Annotated in this window: 29 protein-coding genes; 22 read left to right on the plus strand and 7 right to left on the minus strand. The window is 64.0% G+C overall.

Annotated features, from left to right (window positions below; genetic code table 11):
• The first annotated feature begins 231 nt into the window (after positions 1 to 231).
• The 3 genes from NKJ37_RS29520 to NKJ37_RS29530 all read left to right on the plus strand — a co-directional run bounded on the left by NKJ37_RS29520 (position 232) and on the right by NKJ37_RS29530 (position 2,496).
• Positions 232 to 1,332: a hypothetical protein gene (locus NKJ37_RS29520; protein ID WP_352610987.1), complete on the plus strand. Its 1,101-nt coding sequence runs from the start codon at positions 232 to 234 to the stop codon at positions 1,330 to 1,332.
• A gap of 110 nt (positions 1,333 to 1,442) precedes the next feature.
• Positions 1,443 to 2,063, plus strand: a complete 621-nt coding sequence (locus NKJ37_RS29525; RefSeq protein ID WP_352720804.1) for a nucleoside triphosphate hydrolase — start codon at positions 1,443 to 1,445, stop codon at positions 2,061 to 2,063.
• A gap of 85 nt (positions 2,064 to 2,148) precedes the next feature.
• Positions 2,149 to 2,496 (plus strand): hypothetical protein, encoded by a 348-nt coding sequence (locus NKJ37_RS29530; RefSeq protein WP_352553299.1) that lies wholly within the window; start codon positions 2,149 to 2,151, stop codon positions 2,494 to 2,496.
• 23 nt (positions 2,497 to 2,519) lie between these two features.
• On the opposite strand, the gene NKJ37_RS29535 is transcribed toward NKJ37_RS29530, so the two are convergent.
• The 3 genes from NKJ37_RS29535 to NKJ37_RS29545 form a co-directional block, all read right to left on the minus strand.
• On the minus strand, positions 2,520 to 3,224 hold the full coding sequence (locus tag NKJ37_RS29535) for a glutathione S-transferase family protein (protein WP_352553086.1): 705 nt from the start codon (positions 3,222 to 3,224) through the stop codon (positions 2,520 to 2,522).
• 165 nt (positions 3,225 to 3,389) lie between these two features.
• Positions 3,390 to 4,598, minus strand: coding sequence for a beta-ketoacyl-[acyl-carrier-protein] synthase family protein (locus tag NKJ37_RS29540; RefSeq protein ID WP_128304230.1), 1,209 nt, complete (start codon positions 4,596 to 4,598; stop codon positions 3,390 to 3,392).
• Between the two features lie 5 nt (positions 4,599 to 4,603).
• Positions 4,604 to 4,858, minus strand: a complete 255-nt coding sequence (locus NKJ37_RS29545) for an acyl carrier protein (RefSeq protein ID WP_013528393.1) — start codon at positions 4,856 to 4,858, stop codon at positions 4,604 to 4,606.
• A gap of 216 nt (positions 4,859 to 5,074) precedes the next feature.
• Between NKJ37_RS29545 and NKJ37_RS29550 the strand changes: the two genes are divergently transcribed.
• From NKJ37_RS29550 to NKJ37_RS29570, 5 genes are read left to right on the plus strand one after another with little or no spacing between them, the layout of a single operon-like run.
• The gene (locus NKJ37_RS29550) at positions 5,075 to 5,908 is read left to right on the plus strand and encodes an urease accessory protein UreD (protein WP_502897880.1); all 834 of its coding nucleotides are present in this window, start codon (positions 5,075 to 5,077) and stop codon (positions 5,906 to 5,908) included.
• Positions 5,909 to 5,936: 28 nt separating this feature from the next.
• Positions 5,937 to 6,239 (plus strand): urease subunit gamma, encoded by a 303-nt coding sequence (locus NKJ37_RS29555; RefSeq protein WP_015314510.1) that lies wholly within the window; start codon positions 5,937 to 5,939, stop codon positions 6,237 to 6,239.
• 10 nt (positions 6,240 to 6,249) lie between these two features.
• The gene (locus NKJ37_RS29560; protein ID WP_027161066.1) at positions 6,250 to 6,504 is read left to right on the plus strand and encodes a DUF1272 domain-containing protein; all 255 of its coding nucleotides are present in this window, start codon (positions 6,250 to 6,252) and stop codon (positions 6,502 to 6,504) included.
• A 32-nt stretch (positions 6,505 to 6,536) separates the two neighbouring features.
• Entirely contained in the window at positions 6,537 to 7,124 is a 588-nt protein-coding gene (locus NKJ37_RS29565) for a HupE/UreJ family protein (protein ID WP_128304229.1), read from the plus strand.
• A gap of 8 nt (positions 7,125 to 7,132) precedes the next feature.
• Positions 7,133 to 7,438, plus strand: a complete 306-nt coding sequence (locus NKJ37_RS29570; protein ID WP_352440554.1) for an urease subunit beta — start codon at positions 7,133 to 7,135, stop codon at positions 7,436 to 7,438.
• A gap of 20 nt (positions 7,439 to 7,458) precedes the next feature.
• Here the strand turns inward: NKJ37_RS29570 and NKJ37_RS29575 are convergent, their stop codons facing one another.
• Complete coding sequence (locus tag NKJ37_RS29575; RefSeq protein ID WP_352440555.1) at positions 7,459 to 7,947, minus strand: hypothetical protein; 489 nt, start codon at positions 7,945 to 7,947, stop codon at positions 7,459 to 7,461.
• A 129-nt stretch (positions 7,948 to 8,076) separates the two neighbouring features.
• Positions 8,077 to 8,460 (minus strand): hypothetical protein, encoded by a 384-nt coding sequence (locus NKJ37_RS29580; RefSeq protein ID WP_352440556.1) that lies wholly within the window; start codon positions 8,458 to 8,460, stop codon positions 8,077 to 8,079.
• A gap of 182 nt (positions 8,461 to 8,642) precedes the next feature.
• Between NKJ37_RS29580 and ureC the strand changes: the two genes are divergently transcribed.
• The 8 genes from ureC (at position 8,643) to NKJ37_RS29620 (ending at position 14,873) form a co-directional block, all read left to right on the plus strand.
• Positions 8,643 to 10,355, plus strand: coding sequence for an urease subunit alpha (gene ureC, locus NKJ37_RS29585; protein WP_502896737.1), 1,713 nt, complete (start codon positions 8,643 to 8,645; stop codon positions 10,353 to 10,355).
• A 92-nt stretch (positions 10,356 to 10,447) separates the two neighbouring features.
• Complete coding sequence (locus NKJ37_RS29590; protein ID WP_023810694.1) at positions 10,448 to 11,041, plus strand: hypothetical protein; 594 nt, start codon at positions 10,448 to 10,450, stop codon at positions 11,039 to 11,041.
• A gap of 44 nt (positions 11,042 to 11,085) precedes the next feature.
• The gene (locus tag NKJ37_RS29595) at positions 11,086 to 11,691 is read left to right on the plus strand and encodes a glutathione S-transferase family protein (RefSeq protein WP_023810695.1); all 606 of its coding nucleotides are present in this window, start codon (positions 11,086 to 11,088) and stop codon (positions 11,689 to 11,691) included.
• Positions 11,688 to 12,281 carry an urease accessory protein UreE gene (ureE, locus tag NKJ37_RS29600; protein WP_023810696.1) on the plus strand — a complete coding sequence of 198 codons (594 nt, stop codon included), beginning with the start codon at positions 11,688 to 11,690 and terminating at the stop codon, positions 12,279 to 12,281. The genes NKJ37_RS29595 and ureE overlap by 4 nt, the downstream gene beginning before the upstream one ends.
• The gene (locus NKJ37_RS29605) at positions 12,274 to 12,945 is read left to right on the plus strand and encodes an urease accessory protein UreF (protein WP_023810697.1); all 672 of its coding nucleotides are present in this window, start codon (positions 12,274 to 12,276) and stop codon (positions 12,943 to 12,945) included. The genes ureE and NKJ37_RS29605 overlap by 8 nt, the downstream gene beginning before the upstream one ends.
• Entirely contained in the window at positions 12,942 to 13,382 is a 441-nt protein-coding gene (locus NKJ37_RS29610) for a DUF3995 domain-containing protein (protein ID WP_128304225.1), read from the plus strand. The genes NKJ37_RS29605 and NKJ37_RS29610 overlap by 4 nt, the downstream gene beginning before the upstream one ends.
• On the plus strand, positions 13,379 to 14,023 hold the full coding sequence (gene ureG, locus NKJ37_RS29615; RefSeq protein ID WP_013528407.1) for an urease accessory protein UreG: 645 nt from the start codon (positions 13,379 to 13,381) through the stop codon (positions 14,021 to 14,023). Before NKJ37_RS29610 ends, ureG begins: the two co-directional genes overlap by 4 nt.
• An 82-nt stretch (positions 14,024 to 14,105) precedes the next feature.
• Positions 14,106 to 14,873 (plus strand): class II aldolase and adducin N-terminal domain-containing protein, encoded by a 768-nt coding sequence (locus tag NKJ37_RS29620; protein WP_292338211.1) that lies wholly within the window; start codon positions 14,106 to 14,108, stop codon positions 14,871 to 14,873.
• A gap of 5 nt (positions 14,874 to 14,878) precedes the next feature.
• Here the strand turns inward: NKJ37_RS29620 and NKJ37_RS29625 are convergent, their stop codons facing one another.
• The gene (locus NKJ37_RS29625) at positions 14,879 to 15,511 is read right to left on the minus strand and encodes an HAD family hydrolase (protein WP_352440557.1); all 633 of its coding nucleotides are present in this window, start codon (positions 15,509 to 15,511) and stop codon (positions 14,879 to 14,881) included.
• Between the two features lie 259 nt (positions 15,512 to 15,770).
• On the opposite strand from NKJ37_RS29625, the gene NKJ37_RS29630 reads away from it, so the two are divergent.
• Entirely contained in the window at positions 15,771 to 16,730 is a 960-nt protein-coding gene (locus tag NKJ37_RS29630) for a sugar-binding transcriptional regulator (protein WP_023810701.1), read from the plus strand.
• A 37-nt stretch (positions 16,731 to 16,767) separates the two neighbouring features.
• Here NKJ37_RS29630 and NKJ37_RS29635 read toward each other — a convergent pair whose 3' ends face one another.
• Positions 16,768 to 16,953 carry a hypothetical protein gene (locus tag NKJ37_RS29635; RefSeq protein ID WP_023810702.1) on the minus strand — a complete coding sequence of 62 codons (186 nt, stop codon included), beginning with the start codon at positions 16,951 to 16,953 and terminating at the stop codon, positions 16,768 to 16,770.
• A 110-nt stretch (positions 16,954 to 17,063) separates the two neighbouring features.
• Here NKJ37_RS29635 and gcvA point away from each other — a divergent pair, with 110 nt between their 5' ends.
• The 5 genes from gcvA to NKJ37_RS29660 all read left to right on the plus strand — a co-directional run bounded on the left by gcvA (position 17,064) and on the right by NKJ37_RS29660 (position 22,403).
• On the plus strand, positions 17,064 to 17,969 hold the full coding sequence (gcvA, locus tag NKJ37_RS29640; RefSeq protein ID WP_023810703.1) for a transcriptional regulator GcvA: 906 nt from the start codon (positions 17,064 to 17,066) through the stop codon (positions 17,967 to 17,969).
• Between the two features lie 223 nt (positions 17,970 to 18,192).
• Positions 18,193 to 19,503: an ABC transporter substrate-binding protein gene (locus tag NKJ37_RS29645; protein WP_127297546.1), complete on the plus strand. Its 1,311-nt coding sequence runs from the start codon at positions 18,193 to 18,195 to the stop codon at positions 19,501 to 19,503.
• A gap of 123 nt (positions 19,504 to 19,626) precedes the next feature.
• Positions 19,627 to 20,499, plus strand: a complete 873-nt coding sequence (locus NKJ37_RS29650; RefSeq protein WP_352776184.1) for a carbohydrate ABC transporter permease — start codon at positions 19,627 to 19,629, stop codon at positions 20,497 to 20,499.
• A gap of 11 nt (positions 20,500 to 20,510) precedes the next feature.
• Positions 20,511 to 21,335 (plus strand): carbohydrate ABC transporter permease, encoded by an 825-nt coding sequence (locus NKJ37_RS29655; RefSeq protein ID WP_352553102.1) that lies wholly within the window; start codon positions 20,511 to 20,513, stop codon positions 21,333 to 21,335.
• A 69-nt stretch (positions 21,336 to 21,404) separates the two neighbouring features.
• A complete protein-coding gene (locus tag NKJ37_RS29660) occupies positions 21,405 to 22,403 on the plus strand; it encodes an ABC transporter ATP-binding protein (protein WP_023810706.1) in 999 nt (332 codons plus the stop codon).
• Positions 22,404 to 22,405 lie beyond the last annotated feature (2 nt).

Consider the following 22,405-nt stretch of genomic DNA (forward strand, 5'->3'; position numbering starts at 1 on the left):
CGCCAAGCCAAGGTCCGGGCGGCCGCCCGGACCTTGGCTCAATCGCTCTAATCCCACGAAATCTCTCTCGTGTAGATACAAGGTGCCTCGCGTAGCGAGGCGGAGCGGGGGCAGCGCCGACGTTCGGCGATTAGTCGCCACCCTCATTCTGATGCAAAAATGCCGATTGCGGTGCTTGCGCAGCCACCGCCGAACAGGCCAGTTTGCGCCTGCAGAATCGGTGAGAGCGCAATGACCATCCAGACCATCAAGGCCCGAGGAATTTCGGTTTCGCTCGACCTCACGGTCGGCCACATCGCCGACATGGTCGTCGAGGGTGGTGGGCGGCAGCTGAAGCCGCTGCACCGCGCGCCCTGGGTCGATGCGAATGAGACGCTGCCGGACAATTTGCCGGAAGGTACGGTTCGGCTGTCCGGCGATTTTCTCTGCGCGCCGTTTTCGCGCAGCGATGTCGAGGAAGCGCCGCTGCATGGCTGGCCGGCCAACAGCGCCTGGGACATCGCCGAAAGTGCCGCGACGGATGATGGCTGGCGCGCGGTCTACCGCCTGCGGCACAAGGTGATGGGTGCCAGCGTCGACAAGATCCTGACGCTGCGCGACGGCCATCCCTTCCTCTACCAGGAGCATGCGTTTTCCGGCGGCCATGGTGCCATCTCGGTCGCGCATCACCCGATGACGGCGATGACGGGCGGCGGCAGGCTGGCCTTTTCGCCGAAGCGGTTTGCGGCGACGCTGGACGACCCGCTGGAGCCGGATCCCGCGCGCGGCCGCTTCCTGCTGGCCTATCCGGCACGATCCGCCGATCTCAGCCAATTCCCCGCCGCCGGCGGCGGTACGCTCGACCTGACGGAATACCGCATGGACGACCGCCGCGAGGATTTCCTCACGCTGGTCGAGGCGGATCATGGCGGGCCGGGCTGGACCGCGCTTGCACGAGAGGCCGAAGACGATCTGGTGCTGGTGCTGAAGAACCCGGCCGAACTGCCGATCACCATGCTGTGGCTCAGTAATGGCGGGCGCGACTACGCGCCCTGGAGCGGTCGCCACCTGGGCGTGCTCGGCATCGAGGATGGCCGCGCCGCCGTCGGCCATGCCGCCTCGATCGGCGACAACTGGCTGAAGCGCGAAGGGGTCGCGACCGCCTTTGCACTGGGCGAAGGCCAAAGCGTGTCCTTTCGCCATGTCATCGGCGCCATTCCGCTGGCCGGCGGCGAGCCGCCACAGGCGATCACGACGGCGGATGGCCGCATACGACTGGTGACGGGTGGCGCGACGCGGGAGGTTCCCTTCGACAGCGATTTCCTGCGCATTGGCCAGCCTGCGCCCGCTTGATGGGATTGCGCGGCCGCAGGGTTTGAAATTTCCGTGAACTGCCGCCAAGATGTGGCCGAAATCATCATGCGGAACATGGTGGATTTGAAGCTCCTGCCAGAGAGGCTCTCATGTCCGAAATCGCCCATCTCGCCGCCACCATCTTCAAGCGTGCCGGCAAGGCAAACCGCTTCATCGTGGCCATTGCCGGGCCACCAGGCTCCGGCAAGTCGACGCTGTCGGCGCGGCTGCATGAACTGCTGCCCGAAGGTGCTTCGGAAGTCGTGCCGATGGATGGCTTCCACTATGACGACGCCGTGCTCGAGCGGCGCGGCTTGCGCACCCGAAAGGGTGCGCCGGAAACCTTTGACTTTGCCGGTTTCGAAACCTTGCTGAAGCGTATCCGGGCCGGCGAAGCCGATATCGCCATCCCGGTCTTCGACCGCAGCATGGAGCTGTCGCGCGCCGCCGCCTCGATCGTCGCCACGGAAACCAAGTTCATCCTGGTCGAGGGCAATTACCTGCTGCTCGACGAAGAGCCGTGGTCGCGGCTGGCGCCGCTGTTCGATTTCTCGATCTTCGTCGACGTGCCGCGCAACGAACTCGAGCGCCGCCTGATGGAGCGCTGGCACGGACATGGCCGCTCCGACGAAGATGCGCGCGCCTGGATCGCGTCCAACGACCTGCCCAACATCGAACGCGTGCTCGCGCGGCGCCGGGCTGCCGATCTGGTGATCGGCCTTTCCGCTTGATTCGACGGATTGCGCAAGGGGAACCTTAAGACTTTCAGGCCGTTATCCCGACACGGCAATTATGCCAAAAGAGGGATTCGGTCCAATGGCAATCAAGGCAAGAAAGCCCGCGCCCGCCAAGGGCAAGGCGACCCAATCCAAGGCCGGCGCCGGCCCGGCGATGACAGCCCGTTCGAAGGACGCCAAGCCGGCCTTCGGCAAGGCAGCGCCGAAGAAAGTGGTGCCGACCGCAGCGAAAGCCGCGCCGAAAGCCGCAAAGCCGAAGAAGCCCGCAAGCTCCAGCGACTCCGTGAGCGGCAGCGCGATGCGCACGGCCAAGGCGACGGCCAACGTCGCTGCCGGCGCGGTCATGGTCGCCGCCCGAGGTGCTGCGTCGCTCGCTGCTTCCGTCATGGGCAAAGGCGGTTCGAAAGCCAAAGCGAAGGCAAAATAGCCGCGCTTCGGAGGCTGGTTCGGCTATCCCTTGGCGGGGATGGTCAGGCCTTTCTGCACCGCCGGCCGCGCCAGGCCGCGCTCCAGCCATGGCGAGACATTGACGAAATCGTCAAAGCCGACGAGTTCGCGGGCTTCGTAGAAGCCGATCAGGTTGCGCACCCAGCCGAGCAGCGAGATGTCGGCGATGGTGTAGTCATTGCCCATGATCCACTTGCGCCCCTTCAGCCGGCCGTCGAGCACGCCGAGCAGTCGCTTTGACTCGTCACGATAGCGCTCCAGAGGGCGTTTGTCGGCGATCTCGCGACCGGCGAATTTGTGGAAGAAGCCGACCTGGCCGAACATCGGCCCGACCGAGGCCATCTGGAAGAACACCCACTGGATGGTCTCGTAGCGGCGCGCAGCATCGATGGGCATGAGCAGGCCGGTCTTTTCAGCGAGGTAGAGCAGGATGGCGCCGGATTCGAACAGGCCGATCGGCTTGCCGTCCGGACCGTTCGGATCGATGATCGCCGGTATCTTGCCGTTGGGGTTGAGCGACAGGAATTCCGGTGTCCAGCTTTCGTTCTGGCCGATGTTGACCCAATGCGGCTCGTAAGGCAGGCCGAGTTCCTCCAGGGCGATCGAAATCTTCACGCCGTTCGGCGTTGTCGCCGAATAGAGCTGGAGCTGATCCGGACGCTTGGCCGGCCAACGCGTTGCGATCGGAAAGGCGGACAGGTCGGCCATGGAAACTCCTGAATGAGGATTCGCGCCGAGCGGCGCGGTTTTGGCGGGTCGGCCAAGGATTAGACGCGGCGCACGGCACGATCAATGGCGTGCAAGGGTTTCGTTGCGCGCGAACAGTCAACGGAACGGCCTGCTTGGGGCAGATCGCGCGCCCGGCCTTTGCGTTCAGACGGCCTTGAAGGCCAGCACGGCATTGGTGCCGCCGAACGCGAAGCCGTTGCTGATCGCGGCGCGCACCTTGCGCTCGCGCGGCACATTCGGCGTGACGTCGAGGTCGCAATCGGGATCGGCCTCACGAAAATTGGCCGTCGGCGGCACGATGCCTTCGCGGATCGCCATCACGCAGGCGATCATCTCCAGCGCACCCGATGCGCCCAGGCAATGGGCGTGCATCGACTTGGTCGACGACACCGAAAGCTTGTAGGCATGGTCGCCGAAGACGCGCTTGATCGCTGCCGTCTCGATCTGGTCGTTGGCCTTGGTGCCGGTGCCATGGGCATTGAGGTAGTCGACATCCTCGGGATTGAAGCCGGCATCGGCCAGGCAGGCGCGCATGGCCGCCGTCGGCCCTTCGACGGTCGGAGCGACAATGTCGGAGGCGTCGGCGGAGAGGCCGGCGCCGGCGACCTCGGCAAGGATGGTGGCGCCGCGCGCCATGGCATGCTCATACGTCTCCAGGACCGCCATGCCGGCGCCCTCGCCGAGCGACAGTCCCTGGCGGTCGGCCGAGAATGGCCGGCAGGTGTCGGGCGCCAGCACGCGCAATGCTTCCCAGCCCTTCAGGATGCCCCAGACCAGCGGCGCATCGGTGCCGCCGGCGACCATCACGTCGGCGCGGCCAAGCCTGATCTGGTCGACGGCCGAGGCGATGGCGTGGTTGGATGAGGAGCAGGCCGAGGTGACACCGAAGACCGGGCCGCGCAGGCCCAGACTCATGCTGACGTGGCCGGAGGCCGCGCTTGGCATAACCTTTGGCACGGTGAAGATACCGGCGCGGTTCTTGCCCTCGACCAGGATGGCACGATAGCTCTCTTCGATCGCCTCCCAGCCGCAGACGCCGACGCCGACGACGGTGCCCATCCGATAGGTGGTGGCTTCATTCGAAGTCAGGCCGGCCTGCTGCATGGCTTCCCTGGCTGCGATCGTCGCCAGCAGGCTGAAGCGGTCCATCGACACGGTCTGCTTGCGGTCGATGCCGTGATCGGGAAGCGCCTTGATTTCGCAGCCGACCTTGACCTTCAAATCATGCAGTTGGGGACTTGTGATCTGGCCGATGGCCGAGCGGCCGGCGCGCATCTCGTTCCAGATCGCGGGCGCGCTGGTGCCGAGCCCGCAAATGCCGCCCATGCCGGTGATGACAACGCGCTGCCGCATTCAGTTCAGGCTTTTTTCGCGATCAGCGCGCGCACAGCTTCGACCATGTCGCCGACATTCTTCAGATTGCTCCAGGCGTCGACCGTGTTCATCTCGATCTCGATGCCATACTCTTCCTCAAGATCGAAGATAATCTCCGTCAGCTCGAGCGAATGGATGCCAAGCGAGGTCAATTCGGTGGTGGTGGTGATTTCTTCGCCGCCCGGCTCGGCATGAGCCTTGATCTTCGCGATGATATCCGTTGCCAGCTGGTCGGCCATTCGGTTCCTTCCCCACTATCTCGACGTTTCCCGACGCCAACTGAGCAGCGCCCCTTTTTCTCCTGGTATCAAGCCGCCGTCGTCGTTTAATACCCCCGCCAAGCGCAGCATGACCGTACCAAGGTGGTTCCCTCTATAGAAACCGAAACGTTGTCAAGCAACAAGCTATATCGAACTCCATATCGACAAAGCCGCCGGAGTGCTTAACGTGCAGGCATGGATATGGGCGAACATGGCGGGATTTCGACGCAGCGCGTTGCGGGCGTCGCGCGGCTTTCCTGCGCGCTCCGTGAGGGCCGCACGCGCCTGCGGCGCCTCTATCAGGACGGCGCCGCCAAGATAAGAATGCCGGCCGTCTCGGCCGATCCGCTCGAAGCGGTGCTGATCAACACCGCCGGCGGGATGACCGGCGGCGACCGTATCGCCTGGGACGTGGATGTCGGCGCGGCCGCTTCGGCATCGATCACCACGCAGGCCTGCGAGAAGATCTACCGGGCGGCATCCGACCGTGCCGAAGTGCGGGTCAATTTGTCGGTCGGGGAAAACGGCCGCATCGCCTGGCTGCCGCAGGAAACCATCGTCTTCGACCGGGCGGCCTTTGCCCGCACGCTCGACGTCGAGCTTGCCGTCGGCGCCGAGGCGCTGGTGCTGGAAGCCGCCGTCTTCGGTCGCCTGGCTATGGGCGAGCGCGCCACGCAGGGCAACTTCCATGACCGCTGGCGCGTGCGCCAGGATGGCGCCCTCATTCATGCCGAGGATTTCCGCATCGGACCCGATATCGCCGCCAGGCTCGACCGCCCGGCCGTTGCCGGCGGCGCGATCGCGGTGGCGACGCTGCTTCTGGTGTCGCCGCGCGCCGAGGCCCTGCTCGACCAGGTTCTGGAGATCGTCGGCGACCAAGGCAGCGCCAGCGCCTGGTGCGTGAAGAAATCTGGCAAGCTTCTTGCGAGGCTCTACGCCGGGGACGGCTACCGGCTGCGCCAGCGGCTGGTTCCACTCGTCGAATTGCTCAACGGAAGGGCGGGGCTGCCCAAATTATGGTCACTATAGGCCTGTCTCTACCAATCCAGGGAAACGCATGAACCTGACGCCGAGGGAAAAGGACAAGCTGCTGATCGCCATGGCGGCGATCGTGGCGCGCAAGCGGCTCGAACGCGGCGTCAAGCTCAACCATCCGGAAGCGATCGCGCTGATCACCGACTTCGTCGTCGAAGGCGCCCGCGACGGCCGTCCGGTCGCCGAACTGATGGAAGCCGGCGCTCATGTCGTCAGCCGCGCGCAAGTCATGGAAGGCATCGCCGAGATGATCCATGACGTGCAGGTCGAGGCGACTTTTCCCGACGGCACCAAGCTGGTGACCGTGCACGAACCGATCCGTTGAGGAGGACAGGATGCTGGAGCTGCGTCCCAACTGCGAATGCTGCGACAAGGACCTGCCGCCCGAGGCGACGGATGCGCTGATCTGCACCTTCGAGTGCACCTTTTGCGCCGGATGCGTGGAACAGGTGTTGGGCGGCATCTGCCCCAATTGCGGCGGTGGTTTTTCGGCGCGGCCGATCCGCCCGGCAGCGATGCTGAAGAAATACCCGGCGTCGAGTAAACGCGTTCTCAAGGCCGAAGGCTGCGGCCCCCGCAAGGCGGCGTAAACACCAGACCGAGCAAAACGAAAGGCAATAGAATGATCCCTGCCAAACGCCTCTCCCTGTCGGCGATCCTGCTGCTGGCCGCTGCCATGCCGGCCTATGCCCATGTCGGCATCGGCACGGCCTCCTCCTTCACGGCCGGCTTCATGCACCCGCTTTCCGGGCTCGATCACATGACGGTGATGATCGCGGTCGGACTGTGGGCAGCGATCAAGGGCGGCAAGGCGGTTCTTGCCTGGCCGGCGGCCTTTGTCGGTGTCATGCTGGTCGGCGGCGCGCTGGGCATTTTGCATATGCCGCTGCCCTTCGTCGAACCCGGCATACTGGCCTCAATCGTGGCGCTCGGGCTGCTGGTGGCGCTGGCGGTCGATCTGCCGGTCTCGGCCGGCGTCGCCATCATCGGCCTGTTCGCGCTGTTCCACGGCCACGCGCATGGCACCGAGGTGCCGGAGAATGCCGGCGGGCTTGAATACATGGCCGGCTTTGCCATCGCCACGCTGTTGCTGCATGCCACCGGCATCGCCGCCGGTCTCGGTCTCGGCATCCGGTTCCGCGGCTTGGCCCGTACTGCCGGTGCCGCCTGCGCGGCGATCGGCATCGGCCTCGCCTTCGGCATCGTGTGAGGGTGACCATGATCCCCGGTGAGATCATCACGGTGGACGGCGACATCGAGCTCAACAAGGGCCTGCCGACCGTCACCCTGAAAGTCGCCAACAGCGGCGACCGGCCGATCCAGGTCGGCAGCCACTACCATTTCTTCGAGACCAATGAGGGGCTGAAATTCGACCGCGAGCGTGCCAGGGGCATGCGTCTCGACATTGCCGCGGGCACGGCCATGCGTTTCGAGCCGGGCCAGGAGCGCGACGTCACGCTGGTGCCGCTCGGCGGCAAGCGCGAGGTCTACGGATTTCAGCAGAAGGTGATGGGCAAGCTGTGAGATCTCCCGGCGCGCTCAGCTCAGTTCGATGGCTTGGCCGCGGCGTAGATGACGATCTTTCCGGGATTGTCGAATTCGACGGCGAGGACATCCTGCGCCTGCACGCGCCGCGATTCGATGGCGTTGAACAGCAGCGCGTTGGCCTCGATCTCCTTGCGCAGCTCCGTGATGTCGTCTTGATGCTGCTTGACCTTGCTTTCGATCTCCGGCGGCGGGCCGCCTTCGCTGCGCGCGGCGTCGGTGAGGAACACGATGTCGACCTTGTCGAGCTTGGACGTCTTGCGCACCGTACCGATGTTTTCACGCGTGCGGTCGATCGCCGTGTTGACGCTGCGGGCTTCGGCGGTGGCCTTGGCCTCTTCCTGCTTGACGTGCGAGCCGACGATGCGGTTGACGGTCTCCGTGCTTTCCAGCCCTTGCGCTTTCAATCCGGCAACAGACCCTGCCGCCGCCAAGAACGCCGTGGCGGCGACTGCCTGCATTCTGGTCAAGAAAGAAGTGATCGCCATCGCTCGCTCCTGAGAGAAGTCGTTTCGGGGCGCGGGTTAGCGCGAAAAGAACAAAACGAATCCCGCCCGGCGAAGGTTCCTTTCCCGATGCGGCCGGCAGGCCGGATGCCGGCCCGCCGTGCCGTCTCGTCAGCTCGCCTTCTTGGTGATCAGGGTCAGTGCGCCATTGGGTTCCATGCTGGCGGCGACGACTTGCGCCGAACTGAGCCCCTTGGCTTCCAGCGCCGACTTCACCTTGGGCGTGGCGTCGATCGAGCTGCGCAGTTTCTTCAGGCCGTCATCGCCACGCTGGGCGATCACCTGGTTGACCTGCGTCTGGGTGTCCTTCGGCAGCTCGGTGATGTCGACGATGTTGACGCTCTGGATCGTCGGCACCGCAGGCTGAGCCTGGGGCGTGGCTGGAGCAGGCGTTGCCGGCGCCGGAGCGGGCTGTGGCGCGGGTTGCTGCTGGGCACCCGCGGCGCCCGCCAGCATCAGGCTGGCAGCAGCGGCAAGAATTATTGTTTTGCGCATGGATTTTCCTTTCCATCGATTGGCAAACGGTCGGTCTGGGGTGACCCCCTAACCTCAACCGCCAAATGGGATCAGAAGGTGTCGCCCAGCGGGTCATTGCGTGACCATAGGATGGCAGCAATGTGCAGCCGCGCTTCAATCCCACCGCATTTCGGCAAACCGCATTTCAGGAGCAATCGCTGATGGCCAGAATTACCCGCGCCGCCTATGCGCAGATGTATGGCCCGACGGTCGGCGACAGAGTGCGCCTTGCCGACACCGAACTGTTCATCGAGGTCGAGAAGGATCTCACCATCCATGGCGAAGAGGTGAAATTCGGCGGCGGCAAGGTGATCCGCGACGGCATGGGCCAGAGCCAGGTTTCCAGGGCGCAAGGCGCCGTCGATACCGTCATCACCAACGCGCTGGTGATCGATGCTAGCGCAGGCATCTTCAAGGCCGACGTCGGCCTCAGGGACGGGCGCATCACGGCCATCGGCAAGGCCGGCAATCCGGACACGCAGGATGGCGTCACCATCATCATTGGTCCCGGCACCGAGATCATCGCCGGCGAGGGCAAGATCCTGACCGCGGGCGGCTTCGATGCGCATATCCACTTCATCTGCCCGCAGCAGATCGAAGAGGCGCTGATGTCAGGCATCACCACTATGCTCGGCGGCGGCACCGGTCCGGCGCACGGCACGCTGGCCACCACCTGTACGCCGGGGCCATGGCACATGGCCCGCATGATCCAGTCCTTCGATGCCTTCCCGATGAACATCGGCCTGTCGGGCAAGGGCAATGCCTCGCTGCCCGCAGCCCTCGAGGAAATGGTGCTGGGCGGCGCCTGCTCGCTGAAGCTGCACGAGGACTGGGGCACGACGCCGGCGGCGATAGACTGCTGCCTGTCGGTCGCCGACGACTATGACGTGCAGGTGATGATCCACACCGACACGCTGAACGAATCCGGCTTTGTCGAGAACACCGTCGCGGCTATCAAGGGCCGCACCATCCACGCCTTCCACACCGAGGGCGCCGGCGGCGGCCACGCGCCCGACATCATCAAGGTCTGCGGCCTGCCCAACGTCATCCCGTCCTCGACCAACCCGACGCGGCCCTACACGGTCAACACGCTGGCCGAGCATCTCGACATGCTGATGGTCTGCCATCATTTGTCGCCGTCGATCCCCGAAGACATCGCCTTTGCCGAAAGCCGCATCCGCAAGGAAACCATCGCGGCGGAAGACATTTTGCACGACATCGGTGCCTTCTCGATCATCTCATCGGACAGCCAAGCCATGGGCCGCGTCGGCGAAGTGGCGATCCGTACCTGGCAGACCGCCGACAAGATGAAGCGCCAGCGCGGCTCGCTGCCGCAGGAGACCGGCAACAACGACAATTTCCGCGTCCGCCGCTACATCGCCAAATACACGATCAACCCGGCCATCGCGCATGGACTGTCGAAAGACATCGGCTCGATCGCGGCGGGCAAACGCGCCGACCTGGTGCTGTGGAACCCGGCCTTCTTCGGCGTCAAGCCGGACATGGTGCTGATCGGCGGCATGATCGCCGCCGCCCCGATGGGCGACCCCAACGCCTCGATCCCGACGCCGCAGCCGATGCACTACCGGCCCATGTTCGGCGCCTATGGCAAGGCAAGGACCAACTCGTCGGTGACCTTTGTTTCGAAAGCCGCGCTCGAATCAGGCCTGCACGGCAGGCTTGGCGTCGACAAGCAGTTCGTCGCCGTTGAAAACACCCGCGGCGGCATCGGCAAGCATTCGATGGTGCTCAACGACGCCACGCCGCATGTCGAAGTCGACCCGGAAACCTACGAGGTCCGTGCCGACGGTGAATTGCTCACCTGCGAACCGGCGACGGTGCTGCCGATGGCGCAGAGGTATTTTCTGTTTTGAAGCGGCGATTCGACCGGGCGAGCCTTATCCGTTGCAGCCCTTGGTGGGAGGCAGCAATATGCGGCCGACCACCAGTTGCATTGTGATCGAGCATGGCCACCGAAATCGCTTCCGCCCACGACATCTTCCCGCATATCCGCATCGTCATGGGCATGGTGATCGGGCTTGGCGTCGCCCGCCTGCTGTCGGGGGTGGCGCGGATCGTCCAGCATCCCGGCCAATACAAGCTCTATCCCGTGCATCTGGCCTGGGTCGTCTCGGTGCTCCTGATGCTGGTGCATTTCTGGTGGTGGGAGTTCGGCCTCTACGCCATCGAAACCTGGACCTTCGGCAAGTATCTGTTCATCATCTTCTACGCGATCACGCTGTTCCTGCTGTGCGCGCTTTTGTTTCCCGATTCGATGCTGGACTACACCAGCTACGAGGATTTCTTCTATTCGCGCCGGGCGTGGTTCTTCGGCCTGCTGGCGGCGACCTATATGCTCGACGTGGTCGACACGCTGCTGAAGGGGCCGGAGCATTTCGCCCGCTTCGGCAGCGAGTACCTGTTCCGCACGCCGGTCTTCGTCGCGCTTTGCATCATTGCGATCCTGGTGCGCGACCGCCGCTTCCATATCGCCTTCGTGACGGCGGCGCTCATCTATCAGATATCGTTCATCCTGCGGCTCTTCGACACCATCGTCTGAACGAACGCGATGGTCTAGCTTGTTGGGGAAAGGCAGGGTTCGACATGTACAAGGCCGTTGGATCGCGCGGATCCCGGGTCAGCCGCGTTCTCTGGATGCTCGAGGAGCTCGGGCAGCCTTATGAATTCGTCGAGGTCAGGCTGCGCTCACCGGAAGCCTATGCGCTCAACCCATCGGGCAAGGTGCCGATCCTCATCGATGGCGAACTGACGGTGACGGATTCGGCGGCGATTTGCGTCTATCTCGCCGACAAGCACGCGGACATGGGCATGAGCGCCAACCCAGGCCTAGCCGGTCGCGCCGAAATGGATTCCTGGATGCATTTTGCGCAGAGCGAGCTTGAAGCGCCGCTGTGGAACAAATTGCGCCATCGCTTCCTGCTGCCGAAGGACGTACGCGTCGATGTCGGTCCTGCGGCGGCTTACGATTTTGCCTCGGAGCTGAAGGCGCTGGAGCGGCGGCTGGGCGACAAACCGTTTGCGCTGGGCGCTCGGTTTTCCGCCGTCGACGTGCTGCTCGGCGACATGGGCGGCTGGGCGCGTGCCGGCCGGTTTGAGATCGAGTCCGAACGCGTCAACGCCTATTTCGACCGCGTGCTGGCGCGGCCTGCGCGTGTGCGGGCACAAGCAAATGGAGGATCCATGAAATGAAGCTCAACCTCAACACCGACTTCACCAAATTCCCGCGCGCCGTCTCCGTGCTGTCCGCCGGCAATGCCGGAACCACCCTACCGTCCGGCCGGGCCATTCTCGCCCATGACGAACGCCATCTGCGCCGCCGCGCCATCGAGCTTGCCGACGGCAGCAAGGTGCTGGTCGACCTGCCCGAGCCCGTCGCCTTGAACGATGGCGACCGTCTGGTGCTGGAGGATGGCGGCCATATCGAGATCATCGCGGCGCCGGAAGAGGTCTACGACATCCGCGCCCGCGACGGCGTGCATCTGGCCGAGCTCGCCTGGCACATCGGCAATCGCCATCTCGCGGCGAGCATCGAGGCCGGGCGCATCCTCATCCTGCGCGACCATGTCATCAAGGCGATGCTGGAGGGGCTGGGCGCCACCGTGACCGACGTGTCCGAACCGTTCAAACCGGTGCGCGGTGCCTATTCCGGCCATGATGGGCAAAGCCATGATCACGGCCATGCGCATGCGCACAGCCACGCGGAAGCGCACAGCCATTCTCATGGCGAAGCGCATTCCCATTCGCACAGTCATGCCGGCCATCGCCACGATCATGACTGACCAGCCTTCGAACATCGCCCTGCTGCGGCTGATGGCGTGGCTGTCGCCTGCCTTTCCGGTCGGCGGCTTTTCCTACAGCCATGGTCTCGAGCGCGCGGTGCATGACGGGCTGATTGCCGATGCCGACAGCCTCGCCTGCTGGCTGGAAACGCTGGTCGAGATGGGCTCCGGCTGGAACGATGCCGTGCTGTTCGCCGAGAGTTGGCGCCGCGCGCGCAACGCAGGCGATCTCGATGAAGTAGCGGCACTCGCGGAGGCGCTGGCCGGCTCGCGCGAACGCCACACCGAAACCATGCTGCAGGGTGCGGCCTTCCTCAAAGCGGCGGCGGCCTGGCCAAATCCAGTGCTGGAGCGCTTGCCGGCTGAATGCGCCTATTGCGTCGCCGTCGGCGCCATTGCCGGCGGCAACGGCATCGGGCTTCAGGACGCGCTGTCGGCCTTCCTGCAAACCTTCTTCTCCAACCTCGTGCAGGCAGCGATCCGGCTTGGCATCGTCGGCCAGAGCAAAGCCACAGCTCTGTTGGCCGGCTTCGAGCCACTGGCCCTGGCGACCGCGACCCGCGCCGCGCGCTCGACACTCGACGATCTCGGTGGCTGCGCCTTCGTTTCCGATGTCATGGCGATGAAGCACGAAACCCAGTATTCGCGATTGTTCCGTTCATGATCCTTCTCGCCTTCTCGCTTTCGACCGTTCTACTCCTGATTACCGCGCTGCACGCCTATTGGGGCCTTGGCGGCATCTGGCCGGGCCAGGATGCGGCCTCCTGCGCTCACGCCGTCGTCGGCTTTCGCGGCGTCGATGAGATGCCGACGCCGTTCGCCAGTTTCGCCGTCGCCGCGTGCCTGTGCCTGGCGACGCTGTGGCCGCTTGCGCTCATAGGCGTCTTTGCCTCGCCCTTCCCCCAGGAGGGGCTCGCCGCCACCTCGCTGCTCATCGGTCTGGTGTTCCTGGGACGCGGCATAGCCGGCTTCACGCCGTGGTGGCGGCGGCTGACGCCGGAACAGCCTTTCGCGCGGCTCGATGTCCGCTATTATTCGCCGCTGTGCCTGTTGATCGGGCTCGGCTTTGCCATCCTCGCCATCACGGAGTTTCCGACATGACACAGACAAATGGTCCGCTGCGCGTCGGCATTGGCGGCCCGGTCGGTTCGGGCAAGACGACGCTGACCGAAAAACTGTGCAAGGCGCTGCGCGACGAGTTTTCCATCGCCGTCGTCACCAACGACATCTACACCAAGGAAGACGCCATGATGCTGGCGCGGCTGCAGGCGCTGCCCGAGGACCGCATCATGGGTGTCGAGACCGGCGGCTGCCCGCACACCGCCATCCGCGAGGACGCGTCGATCAATCTGCAGGCGATCGCGCAGATGAACAGGAAATTCCCGGATCTCGACATCGTCTTCATCGAATCCGGCGGCGACAACCTCGCCGCCACCTTCTCGCCCGATCTCGCCGACCTGACGCTCTATGTCATCTCGGTTTGCCAGGGCGAGGAGATCCCGCGCAAGGGCGGGCCGGCAATCACCCGCTCCGATTTCCTGGTGATCAACAAGAGCGACCTTGCTCCTTACGTGAACGTCAACCTCGATGTCATGGAGAGCGACGCCGGCCGCATGCGCGGCAAGCGGCCGTTCGGCTTCACCGACCTGTCGCGCGGCAAGGGGCTGCAGGAGGTGATCGATTTCATCATCGAGCATGGCGGCCTGCGAGCCGGCGCTGCCGCTGCCAGCACGGCGGCGTGAGACAGCTATCCCTGCACCAACCAAAACCGGTTGCGGGGATCGACTGGCCACGGCATTCTTGCCGAAACCGGAGGATTTTTCGATGAGCCTTGCCCGTCTGCAAAAGGAAACGCTGACCAACCTGCCCTACTATGAGGAGCGCGTCGATCTCGCCTGCGCCTTCCGCTGGACGGCGCGGCTCAACATGCACGAGGCTGTGGCCAATCATTTCTCGCTGGCCGTCAATGATGGCGGCACACAATTCCTGATGAACCCCAACCAGGTGCATTTCTCGCGCATCAAGGCGAGCGACCTTCTGATGATCGATGCCAACGATCCAGAAACGCTCTCCGGCCCCAATGCGCCCGACCCGACGGCGTGGGGGCTGCATGGCGCCATCCATCGCAATGTGCGTCACGCGCGCTGTGTCATGCATGTGCACTCGATCCACGCCACGGTGCTGGCATCGCTCGCTGACTCGACATTGCCGCCGATCGACCAGAATTCGGCGATGTTCTTCAATCGCCATGTCGTGGACGCGCATTATGGCGGGCTGGCCTTCGAGGAGGAGGGCGAGCGCTGCTCGCAGCTTCTCGTCGATCCCAAGGTCAAGGTGATGGTGATGGGCAATCACGGCGTGCTGGTCATCGGCGATACGGTCGCCGATGCCTTCAACCGCATGTTCTATTTCGAACGCGCCGCCGAGACCTACATCAAGGCGCTTTGGACCGGCCGCCCGCTGCGCACGCTGTCAGATGCGATCGCCGAAAAGGCCGCGAGCGAGATGGACGACTATCCCGGCCAGGCCGAACGCCATCTCAGCGAATTGAAGGCGATCCTCGACGAGCAGGAACCGGCCTACCGGAACTGATTGCCTTACAGGCCCAGTTCAGCCCGCAATTCCTCGGCGCTGTTGATGACGACGGCGCCGGGCGGTCCGCCCATCGGCGTTTCCGGCCAGAAGATCGTCTTCATGCCCGCCGCCAGCCCTGCCATGGCGCCCGGCCAGCTGTCGTCGATCGCCACGGCGTGCGCGGGGTCGACGCCGGCCAGATACGCGGCGCGCAGGAACGGCTCGGCATGCGGCTTGCCTTCGCGCACATCGTTGCGGCTGATCGTCTTCATGCCGGGGTAGATCAGGCCGACCATGCTCAGATTGGCGTCGACGATCATCCGGTCCGAATTCGAGACCACGGCCTGCTGGATGCCTCTTGCACGCAGCTCGTTGAAGATCTCGATCGCGCCGGGGCGCGGCTTCAGGCTCTCCACCAGCGGCAGGTAGTGTTCGTATTTGCGCACGATCCAGTCGTCGAAAGGCAGGTCCAGGCCGAACTCGTCGCGCATCATCTCGTAGACCGGCCAGGCGGCAACGCCGAGCACGCGCTCATGCAGATCGTCCGGCGGGACAAGGCCGACATTGCGCATCGCCGCCATCAGGGCTGCTTCATGCAGCGGTTCGCTGTCGACAAGCGTGCCGTCCATGTCCCAGAAAACCGCTTTCGGCATCATGTGAGGCTCCTTTTTGCCATCCCTTAAAGGGTTTGAGCCGGGAGATAAACCTTCGGAGCGCAAGAACCTGCCGCCTGCCGAGACCGCGGCCAAGTCTCTTTGGCGACAGAGACTTCGTGGGAGAAGAAAAACTGGGCCGTGCTTACGTCGATGAACAGCAAGCAATTGCTCCCGAGATTGACAATTGCGCAGTTGGCCGTTCCCTGCGAAAGTGGGGCATGGGCCGCTCTCACAACCGGCGGTCTCGGGAGGCAGGACTTTGAATAGCCGGCAGGATGGTGGCAGCAACAGGCTGGACGATGCGGCGCGCGCCGGCTGGCTTTATTATGTTGCCGGCAACACACAGGACCAGATCGCTTCGACGCTCGGCATTTCGCGGCAGACGGCGCAGCGGCTGGTATCGCTGGCGGTGTCGGAGGGCTTGATCAAGGTTCGCGTCGACCATCCGATCGCCAACTGTCTCGATCTGGCGGCACGGCTGAGATCGCGCTTTGCGCTCGATCTGGTCGAGGTGGTGCCGAGCGACCCCAATTCGTCCTCGACCACGATCGGCATCGCCGAGGCGGCTGCCGCCGAGATCGAGCGGCGGCTGCGGTCGCCGACCCCGATCGTCATGGCGATCGGCACCGGTCGCACGCTAAAGGCGGCGATCGAGCAGCTGCCGCCAATGGAATGCCCGCAGCACAAGGTGGTGTCGTTGACCGGCAACATCTCGCCGGACGGCTCGGCCGCCTTCTACAACGTCATCTTCACCATGGCCGACAGGGTCAAGGCGCGCTCCTTCCCGATGCCGCTGCCGGTCATCGCCTCGTCGCCGGAGGAGCGCGAGATGCTGCTCAACCAGCCGATGATCCAGCCGACGCTGGCGCTGGCGGCGGAAGCCGACGTCACCTTCATCGGCATCGGCGATCTCGGCCCCAAGGCGCCGCTCTACGAAGACGGCTTCATTTCGGAGAGCGAATTGAAGGCGCTGCAGAAGGCCGGCGGCATCGCGGAGATCGTCGGCTGGGTGTTCGATAGGGAGGGCCGCATGATCGAGGGCATCACCAACGACCGGGTGTCGTCGGCTTCGCTACCGTCACGCGAGAAATCGCTGGTCATCGCACTGGCCATGGGCGAACGAAAGCTGCCAGGCATCCTAGCGGCCGCGAACCGGCGGCTGATCAACGGCCTCATCACCGATGAACGGACCGCCGCCGCCCTGCTGGCTGGCATCTGACCGGACCCACAACCGGTTTGCGATAAGGCCAACCGCACTAGCCGTGCCGCCCGAAAGGGTCGTTGCCATCGAGAAACCCGAGATCGCGCTGCAGATGCGGCGACAGGTCCCTGATATCGAGATGTGCCCGTTTTTTGGTCGCGAACCAGCCGAATCCATCCGTCAGCCACGAAAACCAGCGGTGATCCGGTGCGGGAGTGCATTTTTGCTGCGCCATGGTCATGATCGTCAACCTTCGCTATCCTGGACCCGAATGACGGGTTGACTGGGAATGTCGGTCTTGCCGGCGGTCTTTGCCAATCGAACATCGATCATGATCCATAAGGAGGCCTTATGCCGGACCTCGGCTCGCGACAGGTTTCGCCACTCCCGCCGCTGCAGGCGATCCGGGTGTTCGACGCGGTGGCGCGGCATCTTTCCTTCACCAAGGCCGCCGGCGAACTCGCCATGACGCAAGCGGCGGTCAGCTATCAGATCAAGGTGCTGGAGGAGCGTGTCGGCGCGCCGCTGTTCCTACGCCGGCCGCGGCAGATCGTGTTAACCGAGGCCGGGCAGCGCCTGGCACCTGCGGTCAGCGAGGCCTTCGCCATCCTTGGCCAGGCCTATGCCGCGGTGCGTGGCGGGGCCGACGGCTTGCTGTGCGTCACGACGGTGCTGACATTCGCCTCGAACTGGCTCGCGCACCGGCTGGGGTCGTTCCAGATCGCCCATCCGTCGCTGGCGGTGCGGCTCGAAACGTCGAGCCGCCTGACCGACTTTGCCCGCGAGGATACCGATATCGCCATCCGCTCGGGCGGCGGCAAATGGCCGGGCCTGGAAGCGCACAAGCTGCTCGATGCCGACTTCACGCCGATGCTGAGCCCGAAACTCGCGGCGACCATCGGCGGCGTCAGGGAACCGGCCGACCTCTTGCGGCTGCCTATCCTCGATCCCGGCGACATCTGGTGGACGGAATGGTTCTCGGCTGCTGGCGTGCACTCGCACGATCTTGCCAAGCGGCCCGGCAGCAGCATGGGCGCGCAGGCCTATGAGGCCAATGCGGCGATCGCCGGTCATGGCGTCGCGATCCTGACCAGGGCGCTGTTCAAGGCGGAACTCGCGGACGGGCGCCTGATCCAACCTTTCGATCTGGTTGGCGACGACGGCCATGCCTATTGGCTGGTCTATCCCGAGGCGCGCCGCAACGTGCCGAAGATCCGTGCCTTCCGCGACTGGCTGCTGGCCGAGATCGCCTGCTGACCGGCAAGCTTCCGGGCTGCACCTGGTTCTCGCAGATCTATCCGCTGTTGCCTCACTGTTGCGGCCGGGACGATCCTCGCCCTGGCAATTTCCGCTCGTCCCGGCCTGCGGTTTGCCCGGGTGCTGCGCTGCAGCATCGAATCCGGCTTGACATAATTCACGCCAAGTGAGTAATTGCCCAAAGCCAAGGCAAATGCTCATCTTGGTTCAAGGGAGGAATTTGATGAAACTTCGCACGCTCACCCTGGGCTTGTTGTCGGCCAGCACGCTTGCGTTCGCCGCACATGCCGAATCCATCACCATCGCCACCGTCAACAATGGCGATATGGTCCGCATGCAAAAGCTGACCGAGGACTTCACCAAGGCGAACCCCGACATCCAGCTCAACTGGGTTACGCTCGAAGAAAACGTGCTGCGCGAGCGCGTCACCACCGACATCGCCACCAAGGGCGGCCAGTACGACGTGATGACCATCGGCACCTATGAGGTTCCGATCTGGGCCAAGCAGAGCTGGCTGCTGCCGCTCGACAAGCTCGGCGACGACTACGACGCCAAGGATATCATCCCGGCCATCGCCGGCGGCCTTTCGGTCGACGGCAAGCTCTATGCCGCGCCCTTCTACGGCGAAAGCTCCTTCGTCATGTACCGCAAGGACCTGATCGAGAAGGCCGGACTGAAGATGCCCGACGCGCCCACCTGGGACTTCATCAGGCAGGCCGCCGACAAGATGACCGATCGCGCCAATGGCGTGAACGGCGTGTGCCTGCGCGGCAAGGCCGGCTGGGGCGAGAACATGGCTTTCCTGACCGCCATGTCGAACTCCTTCGGGGCGCGCTGGTTCGACGAGAACTGGAAGCCGCAGTTCGATCAGCCGGAATGGAAGAACACGCTGCAGTTCTATGTCGACCTGATGAAGGCCGACGGCCCTGAGGGTGCGTCCTCCAACGGCTTCAACGAAAACCTGGCGCTGTTCCAGCAGGGCAAATGCGGCATGTGGATCGACGCCACCGTCGCTGCGTCCTTCGTCTCCGATCCCAAGGCATCGCAGGTCGCTGACAAGGTTGGATATGCGCTGGCACCCGACAATGGCCTGGGCAAGCGCGGCAATTGGCTGTGGGCATGGTCGCTGGCGATCCCCGCCGGCACGCAGAAGGCCGATGCCGCCCAGAAATTCGTCTCCTGGGCGACCAGCAAGCATTATGCGGAACTCGTCGCTTCGAAGGAAGGCTGGGCCAACGTTCCTCCGGGCACGCGCTCCTCGCTCTACGCCAATGCCGAATACCAGAAGGCGGCTCCGTTCGCCAAGATGACGCTGGACTCCATCAACGCCGCCGATCCGACGCATCCGACCGTCAAGCCGGTGCCCTATGTCGGCGTGCAGTTCGTCGCCATCCCTGAGTTCCAGGGTCTTGGCACCACTGTCGGCCAGCTCTTCTCGGCGGCTCTTGCCGGCCAGTCGAGCGTCGACGATGCCCTGAAGCAGGCCCAGGACGCTGCCACCGCGGCTATGACCGAAGGCGGGTACATCAAGTAAGGCTCCTCCCGGCGCCGACTGCCGGTCGCCTCCTGACCGGCAACGGCCGCCCGAGTTCCCAGTTCGGGCGGCCGCCTTTAACGCCTTTTGAAAATTCCGTCTGACCAGTGAAGGGTGACCGTCATGGCTACTCAGCAGACCCGTTCGCTTGCCCGTTTCATGATGGCGCCATCCGTGGTGCTGCTGTTCGTCTGGATGATTGTGCCGCTGGTCATCACCATCTGGTTCTCTTTCCAGCAATACAACCCGCTCAATCCGATCCGCGACGGCTTCGTCGGCTTCTCGAACTACGCGCTGTTCTATTCCAACCCGGCCTTCCTGCAATCGATCCTCAACACGCTCACCTTGGTGGTCAGCGTGCTCCTGATCACGGTGATCGGCGGCATCCTTCTGGCGCTGCTGATCGACCAGCCGATGTGGGGCCAGGGCATCGTGCGCATCCTCGTCATTTCGCCGTTCTTCGTCATGCCGCCGGTGGCCGCACTGGTCTGGAAGAACATGATCATGCACCCGCAATACGGGGTGTTCGCCGATATAGCCCGCTTCTTCGGGGTCCAGCCGATCGACTGGTTCGGGCAGCATCCGATGCTGGCGATCATCATCATCGTCGCCTGGCAATGGCTGCCTTTCGCCACGCTCATTCTCTTGACCGCGTTGCAGTCGCTCGACGGTGAGCAGAAGGAAGCCGCCGAGATGGACGGCGCCGGCTTCATCAGCCGCTTCATCTATCTGACGCTGCCGCACATGTCGCGCGCCATCACGGTCGTCATCCTGATCCAGACGATCTTCCTCCTCTCCGTCTATGCCGAGATCCTCGTCACCACCAATGGCGGCCCGGGATACGCCTCCACCAACCTGCCCTTCCTCGTCTACCAGAAGGCGTTGCTGGAGTTCAAAATCGGCCAGGCATCCGCCGGCGGCGTGATCGCCGTCATTCTCGCTAACATCGTTGCCTTCTTCGCCATGCGCGCGGTCGGCAAGAACCTGGACAAGTAAGGGAGGCTACGATGGCACGCTCAGTCACCACCCAGCACAAGACGATTGCGACAATTGCCGCCTGGATCGTCGCCCTGCTGATCTTCTTCCCGATCCTCTACACGATCATCACCTCGTTCAAGTCGGAGCAGGAAGCCATCCAGGGCTTCAGCATCATCCCGTCGGGAACGTTCGAGAGCTATGCCGAGGTTCAGGCGCAAAGCGGCTACTTCAAGTTCTTCTTCAACTCGGTTCTGCTCTCGGTCGGCTCGACCATCCTGGCCCTGCTGGTCGCCATACCGGCGGCATGGTCGATGGCCTTCTCGCCGACCAAGCGGACCAAGGACATCTTGATGTGGATGCTGTCCACCAAGATGATGCCCGCGGTCGCGGTGCTGTTCCCGATCTACTTGATCTTCCGCGATACCGGACTGCTCGACAGCCGCATCGGCCTGATGATCATGCTGATGCTGATCAACCTGCCGATCGTGGTGTGGATGCTCTACACTTACTTCCGCGAAATACCGGGCGAGATCCTGGAAGCGGCGCGCATGGACGGCGCCTCGCTGTGGAACGAGATCGTCTATGTGCTGACGCCGATGGCGGTGCCGGGCATCGCCTCGACGATGCTGCTCAACATCATCCTGGCCTGGAACGAGGCGTTCTGGACAATCCGGCTGACGACGACGGAAGCCGCACCGCTGACCGCCTTCATCAGCTCGTTCTCCAGCCCGCAAGGCCTGTTCTGGGCCAAGCTTTCGGCCGCCTCGACGCTGGCCATCGCGCCGATCCTGATCATGGGCTGGTTCAGCCAGAAGCAGTTGGTGCGCGGCCTGACATTTGGTGCGGTCAAATAATTGGTGGTGCGGTGAAATAACGGAATTGTTCGAAGCAATCGGCAGAAATAACCCCTCGGGGAGGAAATCATGGGAAACATCACGCTCAAGAACGTCTCCAAATCCTTCGGAGCGACGTCCATCATCCCCGGTCTCGACCTGGTGATCGAGAATGGCGAGTTCGTCGTCTTCGTCGGCCCGTCGGGTTGCGGCAAGTCAACGCTGCTGCGCCTGATCGCCGGGCTCGAGGACACCAGCGGCGGCTCCATCAACATCGACGGCCGCGACGTCACCGGCGAGGCACCGGCCAAGCGCAAGCTGGCCATGGTGTTCCAGTCCTACGCGCTCTATCCGCACATGACGGTGGCCAAGAACATCGGCTTTCCGCTGAAGATGGCCGGTGAGGACAAGGCGACCATCGACAAGAAGGTGGGAGACGCGGCGCGCGTGCTCAACTTGACCAACTATCTCGAACGCCGGCCCGGCCAGCTTTCCGGCGGCCAGCGCCAACGCGTCGCCATCGGCCGCGCCATCGTGCGTCAGCCGACCGCCTTCCTGTTCGACGAACCGCTGTCCAACCTCGATGCGGCACTGCGCGGCACCATGCGGCTGGAGATCAGCGAGTTGCACCATCAGCTCAAGACCACCATGATCTACGTCACCCACGATCAGGTCGAAGCCATGACCATGGCCGACAAGATCGTCGTGCTGAACGCCGGCAACATCGAGCAGGTCGGCTCGCCGATGGAGCTCTACAAGACGCCGAAGAACCTGTTCGTCGCCGGCTTCATCGGCTCGCCGAAGATGAACCTGATAGAAGGCGCGCCGGCTGCCAAAAACGGCGCCAAGACCATCGGCATCCGTCCCGAGCATCTGGAGATCTCGACCACGGCGGGCGAATGGAAAGCCACTGTCGGCGTCGCCGAACATCTCGGCTCCGACACCTTCCTGCACGTCCAGTCCGATGGCGTCGGTCCGCTGACAGTGCGCGCCGACGGCGAACTCGCCGTCCGTCACGGCGACACCATCTATCTGACAGCGGACAAGGCCAAGCTGCACCGCTTCGGCGCCGACGGAAAGGCGATGTGAGC

Origin of the sequence: Mesorhizobium sp. M0140, assembly GCF_040322475.1 — a bacterium.
In the GTDB taxonomy this organism is placed as follows: domain Bacteria; phylum Pseudomonadota; class Alphaproteobacteria; order Rhizobiales; family Rhizobiaceae; genus Mesorhizobium.